The sequence below is a fragment of the Acidovorax sp. WCS2018Noco2-16 genome (genome assembly GCF_031843945.1).
Lineage (GTDB): Bacteria > Pseudomonadota > Gammaproteobacteria > Burkholderiales > Burkholderiaceae_C > Paracidovorax.
Map to the genome: position 1 here is coordinate 108537 of NZ_JAVTJJ010000004.1, position 17831 is coordinate 126367.

A 17831-nucleotide genomic window follows, 5' to 3' on the forward strand; every position below is an offset into this window, starting at 1 on the left:
CAAATTCAAAATGAACATGTCATTTAATCCAATTACACTAGTCGCAACGCTCATAGGCGGACTAATACTAGCAGGGTTACTAGGCTGGATTCGACGCCCTAGACTTATCGTTTTAGTATCCAAGCAGTTTTCATACTCACAGATTTCCGACCGCGGTCATCTGCTTGAGCTATCCTTTTTAAACAGAGGATTCAAAACCGAAGAAAATGTCGAGGCAACTCTAAATCACGCACTTCGGTATGAGCTACTAGGCGCCAACAGTCAAGACGTAGCCGTAAAAAATAACAAAATCGCAATACCCCGCATTGGATCATCGGATGAAATTACCGTATTAATCCTTGTTGAAGGAGGCTCCTTCAACAAGGATGATATTGTTCAATGCTTATCCAAAGAAAGTAAAGGCCAAATAATTACCAAGCTTGAAGAGGTGCCAGCAACAGGCCCTCAGAGGGTAGCCCTTGTAGGCTTAGCGGTATTGATACCCGCCATTTTATACAGCATTACGATCGGCATTGACTATTTCTTCAAGGCCTTAAATTCGACGCCTGCAGCGGAGAAGATTGCGGAAGACAGTGACTCTATTAAGGTTCGTGAATGGGTAGTTCCCAGTTATTACAGGACAACCAACCCGAAAATGTTGGACTCCTTCTCTTCCGGCAAGCTATTGGCGACAGTAGGAAAGTCGACCCGCAAGGGTGATTTCGTCAGCATTCCGGTAGTTCTAACAAACAACACAGATCAAGTCTTGGAGGTCAACATAAGTATGAACAGCGCATATTCAAAGCAAAAATTAAAGTCCTACGATTTAGTGGCTAATGGAATAATAGTTACACCGGGAAAAACATCTGAAAATAGTGTTCGACTTATTATTCCAGAAAATGGAACAGCTGCCGAACGCACGGCCTACATAAATATCAGAGTAGAATCAATGACAGGAGGTAGTCTAAGCTTCAAAACACAAAGCGAAATACAATAATTCTCAATTAATCTAGTCACACTAATACTCCTGCTTAATAGCAGAAAATGGTGGAATAAACGAATCTACACCGCAAAGCATTGCCCACATGACGCCGCCCATCCCTTGGCTCCACGAAGCCATCGCCCGCATCGAAGCCGACTACCACCGCAGCGCCGACACCCACCTGATCTCGCTGCCCCTACCCGCCTTCGCCGCCCAAGGCATCGACCTGTACCTCAAGGACGAATCGACTCATCCCACAGGCAGCCTCAAGCACCGGCTGGCGCGGTCGCTGTTTCTCTATGCGCTGTGCAATGGCTGGGTCAAAGAGGGCTCCACCATCGTGGAAGCCTCCAGCGGTTCCACGGCGGTGAGCGAGGCCTACTTCGCGCGACTGCTGGGCCTGCCGTTCGTGGCGGTGATGCCGCGCAGCACTTCGGCCGAGAAAGTCGCGCTGATCGAATTCCAGGGCGGGCGTTGCCATTTCGTCGAGAGCGCGGGCGAGGTGTACGAGGCCGCGCGCACGGTGGCGGCCGAAACGGGCGGGCATTACATGGACCAGTTCACGTATGCCGAGCGCGCCACCGACTGGCGGGGCAACAACAACATTGCCGAGAGCATGTTCACGCAGATGGCGCGAGAGCGTCACCCTGTCCCGCGCTGGATCGTGGTGGGCGCGGGCACGGGCGGCACCAGCGCGACCATCGGGCGCTACGTGCGGTACCAGCGGTACGCAACGCAGCTGTGCGTGGCCGACCCGGCGGGCTCGGTGTTCAGCGCCTATCACCGCACCGGCGTGGCGACGCTGACCGCACCCGGTTCGCGCATCGAGGGCATCGGCCGCCCGCGCGTGGAGCCCAGCTTCGTGCGCACGCTGGTCGACCGCATGGAGGAAGTTGCCGACGCCGAGTCCATCGCGGCCATGCAGGCGCTGTCGCAGTTGCTGGGGCGGCGTGTGGGGCCGTCGACGGGCACCAACTTCGTGGCGATGCTGCGGCTGGCCAGCCAGATGCGCGCGGCGGGCGAGCATGGCGCCATCCTGTCGCTGCTGTGCGATGCGGGCGAGCGCTACCTGCCCACCTATTACAACGACGAATGGGTGCAGGGTTGTGTGGGCGATTGCAGCGCGCAACGCGCGCACATCGACGCATTGCTGCAGGCGTAAACACCGCCCCGATCCAACGCAATGCATCTCCCCAACCGCCGCCACCTGCTGTGGGCGCTGGGCGCACTGGCGCTGCCGCCCGGCGTGCGCGCACAGGCGCCGCCCACGCCGCGCGCACTGCAGTTTCCGCAGGACCACGGCAGCCATCCGGACTTGCGCACGGAGTGGTGGTACATCACCGGCCATGCTCTGGCGGCCGGGCGGCGCTGGGGTTTTCAGGTCACGTTTTTCCGGTCGCGGGTGGATGCCACGCAGCAGATGCAGTCGGCTTTTGCCGCGCGGCAGCTGGTGTTTGCCCATGCCGCGCTGACCGACGTGGCGGGCCGCAAGCTGCACCACGACCAGCGCATCGCGCGGGCCGGCTTCGGCATTGCCGAGGCGGCCGAGGGCGACACCGATGTGCGGCTGCGCGACTGGTCGCTGGTGCGCGCTGGCGGTGCGGCACCGGGCAGCAGCCGGTACACGGCGCGCGTGCAGGGCGCACGATTTGCGCTGGAACTGCGCTTCGACACAACGCAGCCCCTGCTGTTGCAAGGCGATGCGGGGCTCTCACGCAAGGGGCCCGACCCATCGCAGGCCAGCCATTACTACAGCCAGCCGCAGCTGGCTGTGTCTGGCCACATCACGCTGGACGGCCAGCGCATGGCGGTGGATGAAGGCAGCGCGCCGCAAGACCGCCGCGCCTGGCTGGACCACGAATGGAGCGAAGCGCTGATGCACCCCGACGCGGTGGGCTGGGACTGGGTCGGCATGAACCTGGCGGACGGCTCCGCACTCACCGCCTTCCGGCTGCGGCGAGCCGACGGCAGCGCGCTGTGGGCCGGGGGATCCTGGCGCGCGGCGGGTGCCGATGCAGCGCGGGTGTTCGACGCCAACGAGGTCACGTTCACGCCGCTGCGGCAGTGGCAAAGCGGCGCGACCGCTGCGCGCTACCCGGTCGAATGGCGGGTGGCCACGCCACAGGGCAGCTTTATCGTGCAGGCACTGCTGGACGACCAGGAACTGGACAGCCGGGGCTCGACCGGCGCTGTCTATTGGGAGGGCCTGAGCGTGCTGCGCGACGCAGCTGGCAATGCGGTGGGCCAGGGGTATCTGGAGATGACGGGGTATGCGCAGCGGCTGCGGCTGGGCTGAGGCAGTTGGCGGGGCGACCAAGCCAGTCGGGGCGAACCCCATGGGATTGCTATATTTATTATAGCTGCTTGCGCTTATTGCATAAGCGCTAGAGGCCTATTCCTCCTCAAAATTCACTCATACTGATCAGATCCATGCGTGCCAGGTCCCAGGCCGCAGCAGGCGCTGAGATGGGCAAGTGCGCGCGCCACCAGGCAGAAAGTTGGAAATCTAACTCTCGGGCCCTGCTGCATTTGATAACAATTGGTAAGCAAGCAGTGTGCGAACGCGCAGCCCGATGGGCAGGCATGAAGCACGTGACTCGCGCGAATCGCAACTCATCCGGCGCCCAGCTGATCAGCATGGCGTTTAGGCACCCGAAACCACCATGCGTCGTGAAAACACGCATCACCCACCCCAGGGTTCCGCCATGAAATCCATCGGCAAACATTTGCTCGCGGCCTGCGCGTGCGCTTTCTTGCTTTGCGAGCCAGCCGTCGCGCAGTGGGTCTTTCCGCCGGGCTCGTCGCTTGATGTTCCCGCAGGAGGCCAGACGGATCTGGGTTGCTCCGCGCTGGACATGCAAGGCACCCTGAACCTCAACGGCGGCACGGTGAATGTGGACACCGACGCCACCTTCGGGTCGGGCTCCAACGTCACTGGCAGCAATGGCGTCATCTCGGTGGGCGGCAACCTCATCTCCGGCGGCAGCATCAATACCGGCGGCAGCATCAATACCGGCGGCAACACCGTGGTGCTGCGCGATGGCTGCGACCCTGGCAACACCAGTCAGATCAGCGGCAACTTCGTGTTCCAGAACCTGACGCTTTCCAGCACCACCGGCCGCACCTTCGTGCTGCCCGCTGGCACCAACATCACCGTGCTGGGCACGCTCACCCTGCAGGGCGCGCCAGGGCAGAACGTGCGGCTCGTGTCGTCCGGCGGCACGACCGCCGTGGTCAACCTGGGGCCCAACGCCACCGTGGTGCGCAACTTCGCCACCGTGACGGGCACCGTCCAGATCGGCGGCGCGACGGCTGTGGCCGCCATTCCCACGCTGAGCGAGTACGGCCTGATGCTGCTGTCGCTGCTGATCGGCACAGCCATGTACTGGAAGCGCCGCGAATTCGCGGCGCATTCCCGCCAGGTGGGCTGACCGTCGCTGACGGCCCCTCCGACCACTGGAAAAGACATTCAACACACTGCTAGACAAGAGAAGGTTTTCCCATGTCCAAGAATCGCCTGAATCGCTACTGGGTCGTTCCCGCACTGAGCTCCGTACTGGCTCTGCACGCCGCCGGAGTGATGGCTGCCGATATCACCGTGACGCCGCCCGCAGGCGGTGGCTTCGTAGTCAAAGGCCAGGGCGGCCAGGAGCGCCTGCGCGTGCAAGGCGCGGGCGAGGTTTATGTGCCCGGCCTGCCCACCTCGCCTACCAACAGCAATCTGACTTGCTATGACGCCGGTACGGGCCAGTTGACGCAGTGCGCTGCGGGCGTGGGGAATGGTGCGACGGGAGCCACGGGAGTCACCGGTGCCGCAGGCCCCACTGGCGCAACGGGCCCGACCGGAGTTACAGGAGCCACGGGAGCCACTGGGGCGGGTGCGACAGGCGCCACGGGCACAACGGGGGTGACTGGGGCCACGGGTGCCACCGGGGTGACCGGCGTGACGGGCGCAACCGGAGTTACCGGGGCGACGGGCGTAACCGGCGCCACGGGCATGACCGGAGGCACGGGCCCCCAAGGTATCCAGGGGATTCAGGGCGTGACGGGCAACACCGGCGTCACTGGCGCCACGGGGACCACTGGCGCCACGGGTCCAACCGGCGCGACGGGGGCCACCGGTGCAACAGGGGCAACGGGTAGCGTGGGGACGCTGACACTCACTTCCAATACGGCAATGTGTGGGGTCAACAGCCTCGGCACCGTCACTGCAACCTGCAGTGCCGGCAACGTCGTTTCAGGCGGCTGTGCGACAGATACCCCACTGACTAATTTCCTGGCCGGCACTCGACGCTCCGCCACCAACGCCTGGACGTGCACTTACTCTTGCGCCGACTCAAATCAGATGACGGCGGAAGCCTACTGCCAGTGATCGGGGTGAATGAGCGGATAGTGCCGCCATTTCGTGATCCCAGTGCTATCGGCACTCGTTCCAAGGTGAGTGGCTCGGGCATCTGCCTGAGCATGATCGTGAAGAACGAGGCACCGGTGATCACGCGGTGCCTGTCTTCTGTGTTGCCGTTCATCGACCACTGGGTCATCGTGGACACGGGCTCCACGGACAGCACGCAGGACATCGTTCGCCGTTTCATGCAGGACATTCCCGGCACCCTGCACGAGCGGCCGTGGAAGAACTTCGCGCACAACCGCAACGAGGCCCTGGAGCTGGCCCGGCCGCACGCCGACTACCTGCTGTTCATCGACGCCGATGAGCAACTGCGCATGCCGGCGCAATACCGGTGGCCGGCACTGGATGCCGACGGCTACCTCTTCCAATGCCAGATGAACGGCTGGGAATACCAGCGCAACAGCATGGTGGCCACGCGCGTGGACTGGCGCTGGGAGGGTGTGCTGCACGAATACCTCACGGCCCCCTCGCACGGCCCATGGCAGACGCTGGCGGGCCCCGTCATTGAGGTGGCCCACGACGGCGCGCGCGGGCGCGATCCCGACACCTACCTGCGCGACATCGCGGTGCTGGAGCAGGACCTGCGCGAAGACCCGGACAACACCCGCAACGTGTTCTATCTGGCGCAAAGCTACCGCGATGCAAACCGCCTGCAGGACAGCCTGGAGTGGTACCGCCGCCGCGCCGGCATGGGCGGCTGGGAAGAGGAATCGTGGTACGCGCTGTTCCAGGTGGCGGTGCTGACCGAGCGCCTGCAGATGCCCGACAACGCGGTGCGTGACGCCTACCTCGCCGCCTACGCGCAGCGGCCTCAGCGCGCCGAACCCCTGTGCGAGCTGGCGCGCTATCACCGCCTGCGGTCGGAGTTCGCGCTGGCACACCTGTATGCCCAGCAGGCGGCACGCATCCCGAAGCCGGCGGACATCCTGTTCGTGGACGGCGCGGTGTACGCCTGGCGCGCGTTGGATGAGTTGGCCGTCAGCTCCTTCTATGCCCCCGGTGCGCAGGATCAGGGCCGGGACGCCTTGCGGCAACTGCTGCGGGAGCAGCGCTTTCCGGCATCGGAGGCCGCGCGCATGCAAGCCAATCGGACTTTCTACGGGCTGTAACGCCGGGCCGAACGCGTGTACCGGCTTGGCGGCGACGAGCCAGCAACCATGCACCGCGTAGCCTAACCGCGCGGCACCGTTCGCTATATTTTTTATAGCTACCAGCGCTTATCACATAAGCGCTAGAGCCTCATTTGATTCAAAATCCGCCGACACCGACTAGATCAGTGCGTGCCGGACCCTGATCGTGGTGCCCGCGCTGCACGCCGCCGTTCCACCCACGCGATCAGCTCACCCATGATGCCGCGGCGGAACGCCAGCACGCACACCACGAAGATCAGGCCGGTGACGATGGTGACCGATTCGCCCAGCGTGCGAAACCATTCCACTCCGCTGACGGCCGCCAGCAGGTTGCCCAGCTCGCCGATCTTGTTTTCCAGCAGCACCACCACGGCCGAGCCCACCAGCGGGCCGCTGAGCGTGCCCAGCCCGCCCACCAGCGTCATCAGCACGACGTGGCCCGACGATGACCAGTGCACGTCCGACAGCGTGGCAAAGCCCAGCACCAACGTCTTGAGCGCACCGGCCAGGCCGGCGATGGCGGCGGAGATGACGAAGGCCAGCAGCTTGAAGCGGTTGGTGTCGTAGCCCAGCGAGATGGCGCGTGGCTCGTTTTCCTTGATGCCCTTGAGCACCTGGCCGAAGGGTGAGTGGATGGTGCGCACGATGACCAGGAAAGCCACCACCACAACCACCAGCGCCACGTAATACATGGTCAGGTCGCTGGCCAGGTCGATCACACCGAAGAGCTTGCCGCGCGGCACGCCCTGCAGGCCGTCTTCACCGCCCGTGAAGGGTGCCTGCAGGCAGGCGAAGAACAGCATCTGCGCCAGCGCCAGGGTGATCATGGTTGAGTAGATGCCCTGGCGGCGGATGGCGAAAAAGCCCATTACCAAACCCAGCAGCGCGCCGGAGAGCAAACCGGCCAGCAGGCCCAGCTCGGGCGTGGCGCCCCAGGCCTTGACCACATGGCCGGTGACGTAGGCCGAGCCGCCCAGAAAGGCGGCGTGCCCGAACGACAGCATGCCCGTGTAGCCCAGCAACAGGTTGAATGCGGAAGCAAACAGCGCGAAGCACATCAGCTTCATCACGAAGACGGGATAGGCGCCCAGGAACGGCGCGGCGACCAAGCCGACGAGCAGCAGGCTGTAGCCGATGAGGGTGAGGTTCTTTTGGTTCATGCGATGGCCTCTTTTTATTTCTCTTTGCCGAAGAGGCCGGCGGGACGGATGAGCAAAACGATGACCATGATGACGAACACCACGGTGGATGAGCCTTCCGGATAGAACACCCTGGTGAACCCTTCGATCACACCCAGGCCCAGCCCCGTGAGGATGGAGCCCATGATGGAGCCCATGCCGCCGATCACCACCACCGCGAACACCACGATGATGAGGTTCTGCCCCATCAGCGGCGTGACCTGGTAGACCGGCGCGGCCAGCACGCCGGCGAAGGCCGCCAGCGCCGCACCGAATGCGTAGGTCAGCGTGATCATCACCGGCACGTTGATGCCGAAGGCTTCGACCAGGCGCGGGTTTTCAGTGCCGGCGCGCAGATAGGCGCCCAGCTTGGTCTTCTCGATGACGTACCAGGTGGCCAGGCAGACGACGATGGATGCCACCACCACCCAGGCGCGGTAGTTGGGCATGATCATGAAGCCCAGATTGGTCGCGCCTTCCAGCAGCTCTGGCGTGTCGTAACCCAGCCCCGACACGCCGTAGATGGAACGGAATACGCCCTCGATCAGCAGCGTGAGCCCGAGCGTCAGCAGCAGGCCGTACAGATGATCGAGCTTGTAGATCCAGCGCAGCAGCAGCCGCTCGATCACCACACCCAGCAACCCCACCACCAACGGCGCAACCACCAGCATCACCCAATAGTTCACGCCCAGATAGGTCAACCCCATCCAGGTGAGCAGCGCTCCCAGCATGAAGAGGGCTCCGTGCGCGAAGTTGATGACGTTCAGCAGCCCGAAGATCACCGCCAACCCCAGGCTGAGGATGGCGTAGAACGAGCCGTTGACCAGCCCCAGCAGGAGCTGGCTCAGCAAGGCCGGCAGGGAGACACCGAAGATTTCCATGGGATGGCGCGGGTGATGAAGGAAAGGGTCAGGTCAGATGAGCGGGTGCGAACAAGGCTGCAGCGGCGCGGCGTCCTACTTCCACAGCGCGCACTTGCTTTCGGCCTTGGTGGTGAACACCGTCTCGCCCGGCAACTTCTTGACGAGCTTGTAGTAGTCCCAAGTGCCGCTTGACTCCGATGGAGCCTTCACCTGCATCAGGTACATGTCGTGCACGTAGCGGCCATCGCCACGGATCGATCCCGAGCCGAAGAAGTCGTTCATCTTGGTGCCGCGCCAGGTTTCCATCACCTTGTCGGCATCGACCGTCTTGGCCGCTTCAACGGCTTTCAGGTAATTCATGGTGGCCGAATAGTCAGCAGCCTGTACTTCGGTCGGGCGACGCTTGGTCTTTTCCATGAACTTGTCGGCGAACTTTCGCGTCTCGTCGTTCAAGTCCCAGTACCAGCTGGTAGTGAACTGCAAACCCTCGGTGTTGCGCAGGCCCAGGCTGTGGATGTCGCTATAGAAGATCAGCAGGCCGGCCAGCTTCATGCTCTTGCCGATGCCGAATTCTTTCGCTGCCTTGATCGAGTTGACCGTGTCGCCACCCGCATTGGCCAGGCCCAGCACCTGGGCCTTGGAGTTCTGCGCCTGTAGCAGGAACGAGGAGAAGTCCGACGCATTGAGCGGATGGCGCACCGAGCCCACCACCGTGCCGCCCTTGGCCTTGACCACGTTGCTGGTGTCGGCTTCCAGTGCGTGGCCGAAGGCGTAGTCGGCCGTCAAGAAGAACCAGCTCTTGCCTCCGCTGTCGACCACGGCCGCGCCGGTGCCCTTGGCCAGCGCCACGGTGTCGAACGCGTAGTGCACGGTGTAGGGACTGCACTGCTCATTGGTCAGGGCCGAGGTAGCCGCGCCGTTATTGATGAACACGCGTTTCTTTTCCTGCGCCACCTTGGCCATGGCCAGCGCCGTACCCGAATTGGTGCCGCCAAAGACCATGGTCAGGCCCTGCGTGTCGATCCATTCGCGCGCCTTCGACGCCGCGATGTCGGCCTTGTTCTGGTGGTCGGCGGTCAGCAGCTCAATGGGCATGCCGAGCACCTTGCCACCGAAGTCGTCGATGGCCATCTGAATGGCGACCGCACCGTTCTTGCCTTCCACGTCGGCATACAGGCTCGACATGTCGGTGATGAAGCCGATCTTGACCTTGTCCTGCGCCTGGGCGGCGGACGCTGCGGCCAAGCCCATGGCGGCTACCAGCGCCAATCGTGTGAATTTCTGGTTCATGTCTTGTCTCCTGCTTGTGGTTTTATCGAGCCCGGCCGCGCTTTACTTCCAGAGCGCACACTTGCTGTCGGCCTTGGTGGTCCACACCTGATCGGCGGGCAGCTTGGCGACGACCTTGTAGTAGTCCCATGGCTCCTTGGATTCAGCGGGTGCCTTCACCTGCATCAGGTACATGTCGTGCGCAAAGCGCCCATCGGGGCGGATGGTGCCCTTGGCGTAGAAGTCGTCGATGGGCGTGGACTTGAGCTTTTCCATCACCTTGTCGGCATCCACGGTCTTGGCGGCATCGACGGCCTTGAGGTAGTTGATGGTGGCCGAATAGTCTGCCGCCTGGATGTCGGTGGGCATGCGCTTGGTCTTGGCGAAGAACTTGCGGCCGAACTCGCGCGCCTTGTCGTTCAGGTTCCAGTCCCAGCTGGTGGTCAACAACAGGCCTTCGGTGTTCTTCAGGCCCAGGCTGTGGATGTCGGTCAGAAAGACCAGCAAGCCCGCCATCTTCATCGTCTTGTTGATGCCGAACTCACGTGCGGCCTTCAGCGCATTGATGGTGTCGCCACCCGCATTCGCCAGGCCCAGGATCTGTGCCTTCGAGTTCTGCGCCTGCAGCAGGAACGAGGAGAAGTCCGACGCGTTGATCGGGTGCTTCACGGTGCCCACCACACGGCCGCCCTTTTCCTTGACCACCTTGGCGGTATCGGCCTCCAGGGCCGCACCGAAGGCGTAGTCGGCCGTCAGGAAGAACCAGTCTTTGCCGCCCTGCTGCACGACAGCGCCGCCGGTGCCTTTGGCCAGGGCCACGGTGTCGTAGGCGTAGTGCACGGTGTAGGGGCTGCACTGCTCGTTGGTCAAGGCCGATGTGCCAGCGCCGTTGACGATAAAGACGCGCCTTTTCTCCTGCGCCACCTTGGCCATGGCCAGACCGGTGCCGGAATTGGTACCGCCGAACAGCATGGTCAGGTTCTGCGTGTCGATCCACTCGCGGGCCTTGGACGCAGCGATGTCGGCCTTGTTCTGGTGGTCTGCAGTGACCAGTTCAATCGGCAGGCCCATCACCTTGCCGCCGAAGTCGTCGATGGCCATCTGGATGGCGACCGCGCCGTTCTTGCCTTCCACGTCGGCGTACAGGCTCGACATGTCGGTGATGAAGCCGATCTTCACCTTGTCCTGCGCGTGCACGGCCGAAGCGGCCAGGCCCAGCGCGCCCAGCACCATCACCAGCCGGGTGAGTTGGTTCTTTTGCATGTTGTTGTCTCCTTGAGGTGTGGATGGGTGGAATAGGGTGATCGATGGGTGCAGGAAATCACACGCCCAACAGTTCGTTGAGCACGGGCATGCGCGCTTCAAGCTCGGCAGCGCCGAACTGCAGCGCGATGCGGCCATGCTCCATCACGTAGAAGCGGTCGGCCAGCGGCGCGGCGAAGCGGAAGTTCTGCTCCACCATCACCACCGTGTAGCCCTTCTGACGCAGCGTGACGATCATGCGGGCCAGCGCCTGCACAATCACCGGCGCCAGGCCTTCGGAAATCTCGTCGAGCAGCAGCAGCTTGGCGCCGGTGCGCAGAATGCGCGCCACGGCCAGCATCTGCTGCTCGCCGCCCGAAAGACGCGTGCCCTGGCTATGGCGGCGCTCTGCCAGGTTGGGGAACATGGCATAGATCTCATCGACCGACATAGCCTGCGTGCCGGTCTTGAGCACCGGCGGCAGCAACAGGTTTTCTTCGCACGACAGGCTGGAGAAAATGCCGCGCTCTTCGGGGCAGTACCCCACGCCCAGGTGCGCGATGCGGTGGGTTGCCATGCCGATGGTTTCGACGCCATCGATCTTCACCGAGCCCTTGCGGGCGCCGGTCAGGCCCATCACGGCGCGCATGGTCGACGTGCGGCCGGCGCCGTTGCGGCCCAGCAGCGTGACCACCTCGCCGGGCTGCACCACGATGTCCACGCCGTGCAGCACGTGCGACTCGCCATACCAGGCTTCGAGATTGCGGATTTCGAGCGCGGGCTGGCCGCTGGTTGCTTGCGGGGCGGCCATCAGTGCGCTCCCTGCAATTGGCCGTCGGTGGTGCCCATGTAGGCCTCCATCACCAGCGGGTTGTTGGAGACCTCTTCGTACGGCCCTTCGGCCAGCACGGCGCCGCGTTGGAGCACGGTGATGCGGTCGGCGATGGTGGCGATGACCTTCATGTTGTGCTCCACCATCAAAATGGTGCGGCCCGCCGAGACCTTCTTGATGAGCTGGGTGACGCGGTCCACGTCTTCGTGGCCCATACCCTGCGTGGGCTCGTCGAGCAGCATCAACTCGGGTTCCATGGCCAGCGTGGTGGCGATCTCCAGGGCGCGCTTGCGGCCGTAGGGTAGGTTCACCGTCATCTCATCGGCCAGATCTTCCAGACCGACTTCACCCAGCAGTTGCATGGCGCGGTCGTCGAGCTGCCGCAGGCTGCTGGCGCTGCGCCAGAAATGAAACGACGTACCCAACTGGCGCTGCAGGCCGAGCCGCACGTTTTCCAGCAGGGTGAGATGCGGAAACACCGCAGAGATCTGGAAAGACCGGATGATGCCGCGCCGCGCGATCTGCGCCGGGTGTTCGCGGGTGATATCTTCGCCATTGAAGTGGATGGTGCCGGAGGTGGGCTCCAGGAACTTGGTCAGCAGGTTGAAGCAGGTGGTCTTGCCCGCGCCGTTGGGGCCGATCAGCGCGTGGATCGAACCCCGCCGCACGGCAAGGTTGACATCGCTGACCGCCGTGAAGCCCTTGAACTCTTTGGTCAGGCTGTGGGTTTCGAGAATGACGTCGCTCATGCGCTTGGGGCGGCTCCGTGGTGGGCGTTGACGGCGACCGGCCAATGAGCCGAAACGCTGTCCCCGCGGGGATGTTGCAGCGCATCGTAAGTCCGGCGCCCAAGGCCGGGACATGGGGCAAATGCCTATGTAGAAACGCTATGCTCGCCAACCCTGCCGGGGCTCAAATTCAGCGTGAGGCCCGGTGTCACGGCCAGCACAAAAGCGGATTCGTCTACGCTGAGTATCACCCGTGCGCGGGTGCGCAAGCCGCTGCCGGCAACAGCAAACCCCACCATCTGCACACCCGCATCCAGTTGCGCGGACACCTCGTCGCCTGCTTTGCCGCGCGACACGCGGGTGACGCGCCCAACCCATTCGTTCGGGCCGGGTTGCGCCCCGCCGCCCGCCGCCGCAGCCACCCGCACCGCGGTGGCCTTGCACAGCGCCTGCACCGGCAAACCCGGCGCCAGCCCCAGCAGTTCGGCGCTTTCACGGGTGATGCGCGAGCGCACGTCCAATGCCTGCGCCGCTACACCGTCGCCCCGCAGCTGCACCAGTACGATGGGCCCATGCATTTCCAGCGAAACCACCACGCACGGCCACTGGTTGCGCATGCTGGTGCGCACGGCCAGGCGGGCGACGGCCTGCGTGCCGCCCGCCTGGCCGGCGTCGATCTGCGCCAGGGCCTTGCGGCGGGCCTGCTCTACCGCATCGGCCGCCGTAAGCAGCTGGCGCCCCGCGTCAGTCAACCGCGCACCGCCGCCGCCTGAGCCGCCCACCAGCCGCTCCACCAGCGCCATGCCCGCCAGGTTGGTCAGCGTGTCGATGGCCTGCCATGCCGCCTTGTAACTCACGCCGACGGCGCGGGCGGCTTGGGAAATAGAACCGTCCTCACCGATGCGGCGCAGGATGTCGATGCGCCGGTCCGCCATGCCATGGCCCAGCGCGTCGGAGAACGCGACTCGTTTTTCTTGCATGCGCCCATCATGCCGCCACGGCCGACGCTCATGCGCGGGTGGGTCGGCGGATGGCTCGTTCAGCGGGGCGCTCCGGGGTTTCGGGACTGAAGCGGTGCATCCGCCCCACCACCGGGCTGACAGCACACCAGTTTGGTGCGCCGCACCAGTACGGTGGCGGCTGCCCCGCCCTGCCCCAGCCTCTGCTACGGGAAGATCGGCCGGGCACGAATCCTGCTGAAGCTACCGCGAAGCCCGTGGCAGTGCCGCCGCTGGCCTCGCAGCCTCCGCCAACGACGGCGGAACCCGAGCCAGCGCGGCTACCAGCCGCTTTGGCGATCGGCCGTTCCCAACCGACTTCATCCGCGTTCCGCGGGGGCCCCTGTCGCACGCCACTCCCTTCCAGCGGAGTCCAGCGCTGCGAACTGCAAGCCCTCGCGGTGCCAGGAAATGCAGGAATCCCACATGAAAATCATCGTAGTAGGCCACGGCATGGTCGGCCACAAGCTCCTGGAAGAGCTCGAGCAACTGAAGGTCAACGCCGAGGTGACCGTGCTGTGCGAGGAGCCGCGCCCCGCCTACGACCGTGTGCATCTGTCCGAATTTTTTGCCGGCAAGACGGCCGACGAGCTGTCTGTCGTGGAGCCCGGCTTTTTCGAGCGCAGCGGCTTCAAGCTGCGCCTAGCCGCACGTGCCGCATCCATCGAGCGCCGCAACAACACCGTGACGACGATGGACGGTGAGGTGCTGGAATACGACAAGCTGGTGCTGGCCACCGGCTCGGTGCCCTTCGTGCCGCAGGTGCCGGGGCGTGATCGGCCCCACACCTTCGTCTATCGCACCATCGAAGACCTGGAGGGCATGCGGGCAAGCGGCGCCCATTCCAAGACCGGCGTGGTCGTGGGTGGCGGCCTGCTGGGCCTGGAATGCGCCAAGGCGCTGCGCGACCTGGGCCTGGAAACGCATGTCGTCGAATTTGCCCCGCGCCTGATGACCGTGCAGGTGGACGACGGCGGCGGCCGCGTGCTGCGCACCAAGATCGAAGAGCTGGGCGTGCACGTACACACCGGCCGCAACACGCTGGAGATCACCGACGGCGCCATGGCGCGCCACCGCATGGTGTTTGCCGACGGCACGCACCTGGAAACGGACATGATCGTGTTCTCCGCCGGCATCCGCCCGCGCGACGAACTGGCGCGCCAGTGCGTGCTGGCACTGGGCCCGCGCGGAGGCGTGGCGGTGGACGACCACTGCCGCAGCAGCGACCGTGACATCTACGCCATCGGCGAATGCGCGTCGTGGAACGAACAGCTCTTCGGCCTGGTGGCGCCCGGTTATGACATGGCCCGCGTGGTGGCACGCCACATCGCCGGCCAGACGGACGCCGCCTTTGCCGGCGCCGACATGAGCACCAAGCTCAAGCTGATGGGCGTGGACGTGGCCAGCATCGGCGACGCGCAGGGCAAGACGCCGCACAGCCGCAACTACCAGTACATCGACGAGCGCAAGCAGATCTACAAGAAGATCGTGGTCAGCGAAGACGGCAAACAGCTGCTGGGCGCCGTGCTGGTGGGCAACGCCGACGAATATGGCACGCTGCTGCAGATGGCGCTCAACGGCATTGAGCTGCCCGACGAGCCTGAATTTCTGATCCTGCCCTCCAGCGACGGCAAGGCCAAGCCGGGCCTGGGCGTGGAGGCCCTTCCCGACACGGCCCAGATCTGCTCGTGCAACAACGTCACCAAGGGCGACATCTGCGCCGCCGTGGGCGATGGCACCTGCACCATCGGCGAGATGAAGGCCTGCACCAAGGCAGGGGCGACCTGCGGCGGCTGCGTGCCGCTCGTCACCCAGGTGATGAAGTTCGAGATGGCGCGGCGGGGCATGGCGGTGAACAACCACATCTGCGAACACTTTCCGCACTCGCGCCAGGAGATCTATCACCTGGTGCGCGTGGGCAACATCAAGAGCTTTGAAGACCTGTTGGCCCAGCACGGCAAGGGCCTGGGCTGCGATATCTGCAAACCCGTGGCAGCCAGCGTGCTGGCCTCGTGCTGGAACGATTTCGTGCTGAAAAAGGAACTGGCCGGCCTGCAGGACAGCAACGACTACTACCTGGGCAATATCCAGAAGGATGGCAGCTACTCCGTGGTGCCCCGCATGCCCGGAGGCGAGGTCACCCCCGACGGCCTGATCGCCGTGGGCCAGGTGGCCAAGAAGTATGGCCTGTACACCAAAGTCACGGGTGGTGCCCGCGTGGACATGTTCGGCGCACGCGTAGAGCAGCTGCCCGCCATCTGGGAAGAGCTGATCGCCGCGGGCTTCGAGTCGGGCCACGCGTATGGAAAATCGTTGCGCACCGTGAAAAGCTGCGTGGGCTCGACCTGGTGCCGCTACGGCGTGGACGACAGCATCGGCCTGGCCGTAGAGCTGGAAAACCGCTACAAGGGTCTGCGCGCGCCGCACAAGATCAAGTTCGGCGTATCGGGCTGCACCCGCGAGTGCGCCGAGGCGCAGGGCAAGGACATCGGCATCATCGCCACCGAAAAAGGCTGGAACCTCTACATCTGCGGCAACGGCGGCATGAAGCCGCGCCACGCCGAGCTGTTTGCCACCGACCTTTCCAAGGACGCGCTCATCCGCATGATCGACCGGGTGCTGATGTTCTACGTGCGCACCGCAGACCGGCTGCAGCGCACCAGCACGTGGCGCGAGAACCTCGAGGGCGGCCTGGACTACCTCAAGGATGTGCTTATCAAGGACAGCCTGGGCCTGGGTGCAGAACTCGAGAGCCAGATGCAGCACGTCGTGAACACCTACCAGTGCGAATGGAAGACCGCCGTGGCCGACCCGGCCGTGCGCCAGCGGTTCCGCTCGTTCGTCAACAGCGACAAGAAGGACGAGCACATCGTGTTCGTGGAAGAGCGCGGCCAGATCCGCCCCGCCCGCGCCGACGAGCGCAGCGATGCCGCCCTGGAAGAAGACGCCACCGCATGACACATGCCGGGCGCGTGCCTGACGCGCCCGCAGCCCCACAGGAAACCGCATCTATGACCACAGAAACCCTGCAGCTCACCGACGTCTGCGCCGCCGCCGACATCGTGCCCAACACCGGCGTCTGCGCGCTGGTGGAAGGCCGCCACATCGCCATCTTCCGCATCGGGCAAGACCAGTTCCATGCCATCGACAACGTGGACCCGCAGTCGGGCGCCAGCGTGCTCTCGCGCGGGCTCATCGGCAGCCTGGGCGAGCGCGTCGTCGTGGCGTCGCCGCTTTACAAGAACCATTTCGACCTGCGCACCGGCGAATGCGTGGAAGCTCCGCAGAACTCGGTGCGCGCGCACACGGTACGTATCGACGACGGACGCGTGCTCGTCGCGCTGTCTCAATGACCTGCCCTTCAATGCGCTCCCCTTCACCTATTTTTGATTGACCACACCATGGCCTATCTCGCTCCTTCCGAGTTCGTCGCCAAAATGGTGGACGCAGGCGAATCCAAGCTGCTGATGTCCACCCGCGACACACTCATCCGTTCCTACATGGCGGGCGCCATCCTGGCCCTGGCCGCCGCCTTCGCCGTGACGGTGACGGTGAACACGGGCAACGCCCTCGTCGGCGCGATGCTCTTTCCCGTCGGCTTCATCATGCTGTACCTGCTCGGGTTCGACCTGCTGACCGGCGTGTTCACGCTGGTGCCGCTGGCCGTGTTCGACAAGCGCCCGGGCGCCACCTGGGGCGGCGTGATGCGCAACTGGAGCCTGGTGTTCTGCGGCAACTTCGCCGGCGCCTCACCGTGGCGGTGTTCATGGCGATCATCTTCACCTTCGGCTTTTCAGAGGCGCCCAACCTGGTCGGCCAGAAGATCGGTCACATCGGCGAAGGCCGCACCGTGGGCTATGCCGCGCACGGAGCGGCGGGCATGCTGACGCTCTTCATCCGGGGCGTGCTGTGCAACTGGATGGTGTCCACCGGCGTGGTGGCGGCCATGATGTCCACCACCGTGTCGGGCAAGGCCATCGGCATGTGGATGCCGGTGATGGTGTTTTTCTACATGGGGTTCGAGCACTCCATCGTGAACATGTTCCTGTTCCCCATCGGACTGATGCTGGGCGGCAACTTCACGCTGATGGACTACCTGATCTGGAACGAGATCCCGACCGTGCTGGGCAACCTGGTGGGCGGCCTGACCTTCGTCGGCGCCACGCTGTACTCCACGCACTACAAAACCGCGCCCAAGCGCCGGTTGAACTAAGCCCACTTC

At 64.0% G+C, this 17831-nt stretch carries 14 protein-coding genes and 1 pseudogene; 8 read left to right on the forward strand and 7 right to left on the reverse strand.

The window, feature by feature from the left end; genetic code table 11:
* The first annotated feature begins 10 nt into the window (after window positions 1-10).
* The 5 genes from RQI28_RS11565 (at window position 11) to RQI28_RS11585 (ending at window position 6478) form a co-directional block, all read left to right on the forward strand.
* On the forward strand, window positions 11-976 hold the full coding sequence (locus RQI28_RS11565; protein WP_311222744.1) for a hypothetical protein: 966 nt from the start codon (window positions 11-13) through the stop codon (window positions 974-976).
* Between the two features lie 88 nt (window positions 977-1064).
* Window positions 1065-2123: a PLP-dependent cysteine synthase family protein gene (locus tag RQI28_RS11570; protein WP_311222745.1), complete on the forward strand. Its 1059-nt coding sequence runs from the start codon at window positions 1065-1067 to the stop codon at window positions 2121-2123.
* Window positions 2124-2144: 21 nt separating this feature from the next.
* Window positions 2145-3257, forward strand: a complete 1113-nt coding sequence (locus RQI28_RS11575; RefSeq protein ID WP_311222746.1) for a carotenoid 1,2-hydratase — start codon at window positions 2145-2147, stop codon at window positions 3255-3257.
* 409 nt (window positions 3258-3666) lie between these two features.
* The gene (locus RQI28_RS11580) at window positions 3667-4392 is read left to right on the forward strand and encodes an IPTL-CTERM sorting domain-containing protein (RefSeq protein ID WP_311222747.1); all 726 of its coding nucleotides are present in this window, start codon (window positions 3667-3669) and stop codon (window positions 4390-4392) included.
* 1033 nt (window positions 4393-5425) lie between these two features.
* A complete protein-coding gene (locus RQI28_RS11585) occupies window positions 5426-6478 on the forward strand; it encodes a glycosyltransferase (protein WP_311222748.1) in 1053 nt (350 codons plus the stop codon).
* A 164-nt stretch (window positions 6479-6642) separates the two neighbouring features.
* Here the strand turns inward: RQI28_RS11585 and RQI28_RS11590 are convergent, their stop codons facing one another.
* The 7 genes from RQI28_RS11590 to RQI28_RS11620 form a co-directional block, all read right to left on the reverse strand.
* Window positions 6643-7659 (reverse strand): branched-chain amino acid ABC transporter permease, encoded by a 1017-nt coding sequence (locus RQI28_RS11590; RefSeq protein WP_311222749.1) that lies wholly within the window; start codon window positions 7657-7659, stop codon window positions 6643-6645.
* Window positions 7660-7673: 14 nt separating this feature from the next.
* A complete protein-coding gene (locus RQI28_RS11595) occupies window positions 7674-8558 on the reverse strand; it encodes a branched-chain amino acid ABC transporter permease (protein WP_311222750.1) in 885 nt (294 codons plus the stop codon).
* Window positions 8559-8633: 75 nt separating this feature from the next.
* Window positions 8634-9830: an ABC transporter substrate-binding protein gene (locus RQI28_RS11600; protein WP_311222751.1), complete on the reverse strand. Its 1197-nt coding sequence runs from the start codon at window positions 9828-9830 to the stop codon at window positions 8634-8636.
* A gap of 42 nt (window positions 9831-9872) precedes the next feature.
* Window positions 9873-11072, reverse strand: coding sequence for an ABC transporter substrate-binding protein (locus RQI28_RS11605; RefSeq protein WP_311222752.1), 1200 nt, complete (start codon window positions 11070-11072; stop codon window positions 9873-9875).
* A gap of 58 nt (window positions 11073-11130) precedes the next feature.
* Window positions 11131-11862 carry an ABC transporter ATP-binding protein gene (locus tag RQI28_RS11610; RefSeq protein WP_311222753.1) on the reverse strand — a complete coding sequence of 244 codons (732 nt, stop codon included), beginning with the start codon at window positions 11860-11862 and terminating at the stop codon, window positions 11131-11133.
* Window positions 11862-12632 carry an ABC transporter ATP-binding protein gene (locus RQI28_RS11615; RefSeq protein WP_311222754.1) on the reverse strand — a complete coding sequence of 257 codons (771 nt, stop codon included), beginning with the start codon at window positions 12630-12632 and terminating at the stop codon, window positions 11862-11864. Before RQI28_RS11615 ends, RQI28_RS11610 begins: the two co-directional genes overlap by 1 nt.
* 125 nt (window positions 12633-12757) lie before the next feature.
* A complete protein-coding gene (locus RQI28_RS11620; RefSeq protein ID WP_311222755.1) occupies window positions 12758-13591 on the reverse strand; it encodes a TOBE domain-containing protein in 834 nt (277 codons plus the stop codon).
* A 444-nt stretch (window positions 13592-14035) separates the two neighbouring features.
* On the opposite strand from RQI28_RS11620, the gene nirB reads away from it, so the two are divergent.
* The 3 genes and pseudogenes from nirB to RQI28_RS11635 all read left to right on the forward strand — a co-directional run bounded on the left by nirB (window position 14036) and on the right by RQI28_RS11635 (window position 17822).
* Window positions 14036-16567: a nitrite reductase large subunit NirB gene (gene nirB, locus RQI28_RS11625; protein WP_311222756.1), complete on the forward strand. Its 2532-nt coding sequence runs from the start codon at window positions 14036-14038 to the stop codon at window positions 16565-16567.
* Between the two features lie 53 nt (window positions 16568-16620).
* Complete coding sequence (gene nirD, locus RQI28_RS11630) at window positions 16621-16962, forward strand: nitrite reductase small subunit NirD (protein WP_311222757.1); 342 nt, start codon at window positions 16621-16623, stop codon at window positions 16960-16962.
* Between the two features lie 48 nt (window positions 16963-17010).
* A pseudogene (locus RQI28_RS11635) lies at window positions 17011-17822 on the forward strand (formate/nitrite transporter family protein).
* The last annotated feature ends 9 nt before the right edge of the window (window positions 17823-17831 follow it).

What these genes read in the sequence shown, in the direction of transcription:
- RQI28_RS11565 (WP_311222744.1), top strand. Translation starts at nt 11, where the DNA reads ATGAACATGTCATTTAATCCAATTACACTAGTCGCAACGCTCATAGGC.
- RQI28_RS11570 (WP_311222745.1), top strand. Translation starts at nt 1,065, where the DNA reads ATGACGCCGCCCATCCCTTGGCTCCACGAAGCCATCGCCCGCATCGAA.
- RQI28_RS11575 (WP_311222746.1), top strand. Translation starts at nt 2,145, where the DNA reads ATGCATCTCCCCAACCGCCGCCACCTGCTGTGGGCGCTGGGCGCACTG.
- RQI28_RS11580 (WP_311222747.1), top strand. Translation starts at nt 3,667, where the DNA reads ATGAAATCCATCGGCAAACATTTGCTCGCGGCCTGCGCGTGCGCTTTC.
- RQI28_RS11585 (WP_311222748.1), top strand. Translation starts at nt 5,426, where the DNA reads ATGATCGTGAAGAACGAGGCACCGGTGATCACGCGGTGCCTGTCTTCT.
- RQI28_RS11590 (WP_311222749.1), bottom strand. Translation starts at nt 7,659, where the DNA reads ATGAACCAAAAGAACCTCACCCTCATCGGCTACAGCCTGCTGCTCGTC.
- RQI28_RS11595 (WP_311222750.1), bottom strand. Translation starts at nt 8,558, where the DNA reads ATGGAAATCTTCGGTGTCTCCCTGCCGGCCTTGCTGAGCCAGCTCCTG.
- RQI28_RS11600 (WP_311222751.1), bottom strand. Translation starts at nt 9,830, where the DNA reads ATGAACCAGAAATTCACACGATTGGCGCTGGTAGCCGCCATGGGCTTG.
- RQI28_RS11605 (WP_311222752.1), bottom strand. Translation starts at nt 11,072, where the DNA reads ATGCAAAAGAACCAACTCACCCGGCTGGTGATGGTGCTGGGCGCGCTG.
- RQI28_RS11610 (WP_311222753.1), bottom strand. Translation starts at nt 11,862, where the DNA reads ATGGCCGCCCCGCAAGCAACCAGCGGCCAGCCCGCGCTCGAAATCCGC.
- RQI28_RS11615 (WP_311222754.1), bottom strand. Translation starts at nt 12,632, where the DNA reads ATGAGCGACGTCATTCTCGAAACCCACAGCCTGACCAAAGAGTTCAAG.
- RQI28_RS11620 (WP_311222755.1), bottom strand. Translation starts at nt 13,591, where the DNA reads ATGCAAGAAAAACGAGTCGCGTTCTCCGACGCGCTGGGCCATGGCATG.
- nirB (WP_311222756.1), top strand. Translation starts at nt 14,036, where the DNA reads ATGAAAATCATCGTAGTAGGCCACGGCATGGTCGGCCACAAGCTCCTG.
- nirD (WP_311222757.1), top strand. Translation starts at nt 16,621, where the DNA reads ATGACCACAGAAACCCTGCAGCTCACCGACGTCTGCGCCGCCGCCGAC.